The sequence below is a fragment of the Thalassolituus marinus genome (assembly GCF_020320395.1).
GTDB classification, from domain to species: domain Bacteria; phylum Pseudomonadota; class Gammaproteobacteria; order Pseudomonadales; family Oceanobacteraceae; genus Venatoribacter; species Venatoribacter marinus.
In genome coordinates, this window is the sequence record NZ_JAEDAH010000087.1 from 1 (window position 1) to 4,673 (window position 4,673).

Sequence of the window (4,673 nt, forward strand, 5' to 3'; positions counted from 1 at the left end):
AGCCAGAACAGCGCGAAGCGGGGAGATAGCCCGTCCGGCGATAGGGGCGGTCCGACGTTTCGGAAGGCCCCTCTATGAGGACAAAGGGCCCTGAATATCCCACAAAAGTTGAAATGAAAATTTGTGGGACACTAGTGGGCCGCCGCCAGCTTTTTTTATGCCTGAATTTTATCGCTTCAGCGAATCAGGCGTCGTATCAGGGCGCGCAACGCAGCTGGTTTGACCGGTTTGCGCAGGAAATAGAACCCCAGCTCACGTGCCTGCTCTTCGACCTCCGCTCGCGGATCTGCGGTAATCAGCACGCCCGGAAGATCTTCGCCAAACTTCTTGCGCAGGGCGGTCATCACCTGAATACCGGTTTCATCGTTGTCCAACTGATAATCGGACAGCATGATTTGCGGGCGGAAAGGCACATCGAGTGCTTCTGTCAGCGTCATACAACTGTAAACGTCACATTGCCAGCTACCGAGCAGGGCGTTCATACCGTTCAGTACTTCGATATCGTTATCGATACAGAAGGTTTTGAGCCCTTCGAAACTACCGGCGGTCCGGCTGCTCATGTCGCCGGATAATTCTTTCGGCAGTTCCTGTTTTTCAGTTAATGGCAAGGTTACGCGGAAGCGCGTACCGTAATCGACCCAGGAGTCGACCTCGATTTTGTGGTTCATGCGCTTGGCCATACGATCAACGATCGCCAGTCCCAGCCCGAGGCCTTTGTTATCCTGCTTGCCCTGATTAAGACGTTTGAATTCGCCAAAAATCTCGCCGAGTTTGGACTGCGGAATACCTGGGCCGGTGTCCCACACCTCGACGACCAGATACTCACCGCGTTTACGGCAACCGAGTAACAGGCCACCTTCGTCGGTGTAGCGCACGGCGTTTGAGAGCAGGTTCTGGATAATGCGACGCAACCAGTGGGCATCGCTGATAACCCAGTGGTCACAGGAGCGGAAGCGCAAACGCAGGCCTTTCTCTGCCGCCAGCGCGGTAAATTCGTCACGCAGTGGTTTGAGTACTGCCGCCAGCTGAATAGGGCGCAGCGTCGGTTCCATAGCGCCCGCATCCAGTTTGGAAATCTCAACCAGTACTGACAGTACGTCCTCGGACGACTGCAGTGAGCCCTCAAGGTGCTCCAGCAGCTTACGCTGTTCTTCTGTCAGATTATGCTGGGCCAGTGTTGAGGCGAACAGTTTGGCAGCGTTAAGAGGCTGCATCAGGTCATGGCCAGCGGCTGCCAGGAAGCGGGTTTTACTGGTATTGGCTTCGATTAACTGCGAGGTCAGATCGTCCAGTTCCTGCGAGCTTTTTTCGACTCGCCGTTCCAGTGTGATGTTCGCTTCTTTCAGTGCCTGTTCTGCTTTGCGGTGCACGGTAATATCGGTAAAACTGGTGACAAAACCGCCATCCGGCATCGGATGACCCTGCATGTAAATCACCACTCCGTTGGGGAGCTGCCGTTCGAATTGGTGGGCAGAACCTTCCCGCAGGAAGTTCATGCGCCGCATCACCTGTTCCTCAATGGTTCCGCCGCCGCAGAAACCACGGCGGGCATTGAACTCGATGATTTCTGCGATGGGTTTACCCACCTGTATCAGACCGGCCGGATAATCAAAAATCTCCAGATAGCGACGGTTCCAGGCAACCAGATTCAGGTTGCGATCAACCACACTGACGCCCTGTTGCAGGTTTTCCAGTGCGGCCTGCAGCTGTTCGCGACTCATAGCGAAGGCCTGACTTGCTTCACTGGCAAGGAAAGCGAGGTCGCGAATCTGAATTTGTTCACCACCCAGCAAGGTCGAGAAAATAACCCGCGCAGAAGACGAACCAACTACCGACGCCAGCAGCTTTTCAGCTTCGTGCAGCAGCTCGCTGGTGGCCATTGCATGGTCGTACTGAATACCGTGGCGGGTCTGATAATCGGCAAAAAACGACTCGGTCTTTTTGTAGCCGAGAATACGTTCAAGCACGACGCGAACATCATCCACCTTACACGTGAATGTTGGTGCCAGTTGCTTACCGCTAACAGGTGCTTTAGTGCTGGTGAAATCGGATGCCAGCATGCGTTCGCGTACCGACGCATTGGTGACGACTGAAAAGAAAATAAACAGTGAAATATTCACTGACAGGCTGAGGATAACTCCGAAACTGAAGTCATCGAGATTCAGCCCCAGCATCTGGGTTGTGGTGCTGTCAGCATGACCAAAACCCTGCGATAACACAGGCCAGAGCAGGGTGTAGAACCAGATGGCGGTGCCGCTGAGCAGACCGGCGATCGCACCCTGACGATTTGCACCTTGCCAGATGAGGCCACCGATTAAGGCCGGAGCAAACTGTGCAACGGCAGCAAACGACAGCAGACCAATGGCGGCCAGCGATTCAAACTCGCCCACCATGCGATAGAACAGATAGGAGCCCAGGATCATCACCAGAATGACCATACGGCGCACAGTGAGAACCAGAGTACGCACGCTGGACGACTGCTGAATATCGCTCTGTTGCTGCGTATTACGGAAGAATGCTGGCAGGATCAGCTCGTTCGATACCATGGTACTGACGGCAATGGTGGCGACAATGATCATCCCCGTGGCCGCGCTGCCACCGCCGATAAAGGCAATAGTGGCCAGTAGTTCCTGCCCCAGGGAAACAGGCAGACTGAGTACATAGGTATCCGGCGTAAAACCAAGATCGCGCATAAACAGGTGGCCGGTGAGCGCAATGGGGACCACAAAGATAAGCATGACGATCAGGTAGAGCGGAAACATCCAGCGCGCAGTATGGATGTGCTTCGGGTCTTCATTTTCAATAACAGCGACCTGGAACTGGCGTGGCAGGCAAAGAATGGCAAAGCCGGCCAGAAAACTTTGCAGGACAAAGGCCAGAGATATGACGTCGCTCTGGAACAGAGCATGGTCTGGCATAACGGAGCTGGAAATTCTCAGCAGTTCCGCTGGTGACTCAAACAGAGTGGTCATCACCCAGATACCAACTGCCACCAGTGCCAGCAACTTCACCATAGATTCGAAGGCAACCGCCAGAATCATCCCCGGATGCTGTTCACTGGCGTCGATATCCCGCGTGCCGAATACAATGACAAACAGAGCCATAGCCCAGCTGATGTGGAAGGCCGTGTCTTCCCAGAAAGGCAGCGTCTGATCGGCGGTAAGGCCCAGCGGCTGCGAAACCAGCTCAAAGGTGGTGGCAATGGCTTTAAGCTGCAGAGCAATGTATGGCACAACCCCCAGCACAGCAACCAGAGTTACCAGAATAGCCAGCGTGTGATCACGGCCATAACGGGTGGCGATAAAGTCGGCGATTGATGTCAGACGCTTCTCTTTGGCAATACGGATGATCTTGCCCAGCATGCGCCAGAAGAAAAACAGGAAGAATATGGGGCCGACATAAATACTGAGGAACAGCCAGCCACTGGTGGCTGCCTGACCGACGGCACCGTAGAAGGTCCAGGATGTGCAGTACACCGCCAGCGACAGACTATAAATAAGGCCGGTATTGTGAATCGGACGTCCCTGATGAGCGCGTCGGTCTCCGTACCAGGCAATCCAGAACAGAGTGCCAATATACAGAACGGAAATGGAGATCAGCTGCCATCCGGGGATCATAGTCATCCTTAGCGCTATTCGTTGTTTTTATGCTGCTCCCAGCTTATCACGACGGGTCATAACAGGCGTGGCCCGGCATACCAGAATTAAGACTAAGGTCGAATGCCCTGCCTCGCAAGTAACAGCATTTCGCTCGACTATGGTCTTGCTGAGCAGCGGCCAATTGATTTGTAAACTTATCGATCAATATGTTCAGTACATGGCGGGAAGGTTCCGTCATGCAGCTACAGGCGGAGTCGGCATGCAGTCCGAAATATATAACAGAATTCAGGATCACCCGGATTTCCGGGAGTTGGTGCTTAAGCGTAAAAGTTTTGCACTGAAATTGTCGCTGGTGGTGCTGGTAATGTACTTCTCATTCATTCTGTTAATTGCTTTTGCACCTGACGTGCTGGCGACACCGGTGGCCTCAAACAGTGTAGTAACCTGGGGTATACCATTAGGCATTTTCATAATCATCACCTCATTTTTGCTGACGGGTATTTACGTGAAACGCGCGAATACTGAGTTTGATGAGGAGAATCAGCGAATTATTGATGAGTGCCTCCATGGTCGTTAACAGAATACTGCCCACCGTATTGCTATTGCTGTTTTCACTGTCAGCGCGCAGCGCCGACGTGATAGAAGGCGTTGCAGAACAGCAGGCGACCAATTGGTCTGCGATTATCATGTTCCTGATATTTGTCGCCTTTACACTGGGAATCACGCTGTGGTCGAGTAAGCGTACTCGCTCAGCGGCGGATTACTATGCCGCCGGTGGGGGGATCACCGGTTTTCAGAACGGTCTGGCAATAGCCGGTGACTACATGTCTGCAGCGTCGTTTTTGGGAATATCTGGTCTGGTCTATCTGTCAGGCTTTGATGGCCTGATTTATTCCATCGGCTTTCTGGTCGGCTGGCCGCTGATTCTGTTTATGATTGCAGAGCGCTTGCGTAACCTCGGTAAGTTTACCTTTGCCGATGTGGCTTCCTACGGGTTCTACCCCGTTTTCACGGACAGTTTAATAAAACACTAAATCTCTGATCTTGTGCTGCCAGTCTACGTCTCATTCTCGG

3 protein-coding genes are annotated in these 4,673 nt (G+C 53.1%); 2 read left to right on the forward strand and 1 reads right to left on the reverse strand.

What is annotated here, in order from left to right; translation table 11 throughout:
• Positions 1-176: 176 nt before the first annotated feature.
• Positions 177-3,617, reverse strand: coding sequence for a PAS domain-containing hybrid sensor histidine kinase/response regulator (locus I9W95_RS13025; RefSeq protein WP_225675577.1), 3,441 nt, complete (start codon positions 3,615-3,617; stop codon positions 177-179).
• Between the two features lie 241 nt (positions 3,618-3,858).
• Here I9W95_RS13025 and I9W95_RS13030 point away from each other — a divergent pair, with 241 nt between their 5' ends.
• Together I9W95_RS13030 and I9W95_RS13035 are read left to right on the forward strand one after the other, a co-directional pair.
• On the forward strand, positions 3,859-4,176 hold the full coding sequence (locus tag I9W95_RS13030) for a DUF485 domain-containing protein (protein ID WP_225675579.1): 318 nt from the start codon (positions 3,859-3,861) through the stop codon (positions 4,174-4,176).
• Positions 4,154-4,633 carry a sodium:solute symporter family transporter gene (locus I9W95_RS13035; protein WP_225675582.1) on the forward strand — a complete coding sequence of 160 codons (480 nt, stop codon included), beginning with the start codon at positions 4,154-4,156 and terminating at the stop codon, positions 4,631-4,633. The genes I9W95_RS13030 and I9W95_RS13035 overlap by 23 nt, the downstream gene beginning before the upstream one ends.
• Positions 4,634-4,673 lie beyond the last annotated feature (40 nt).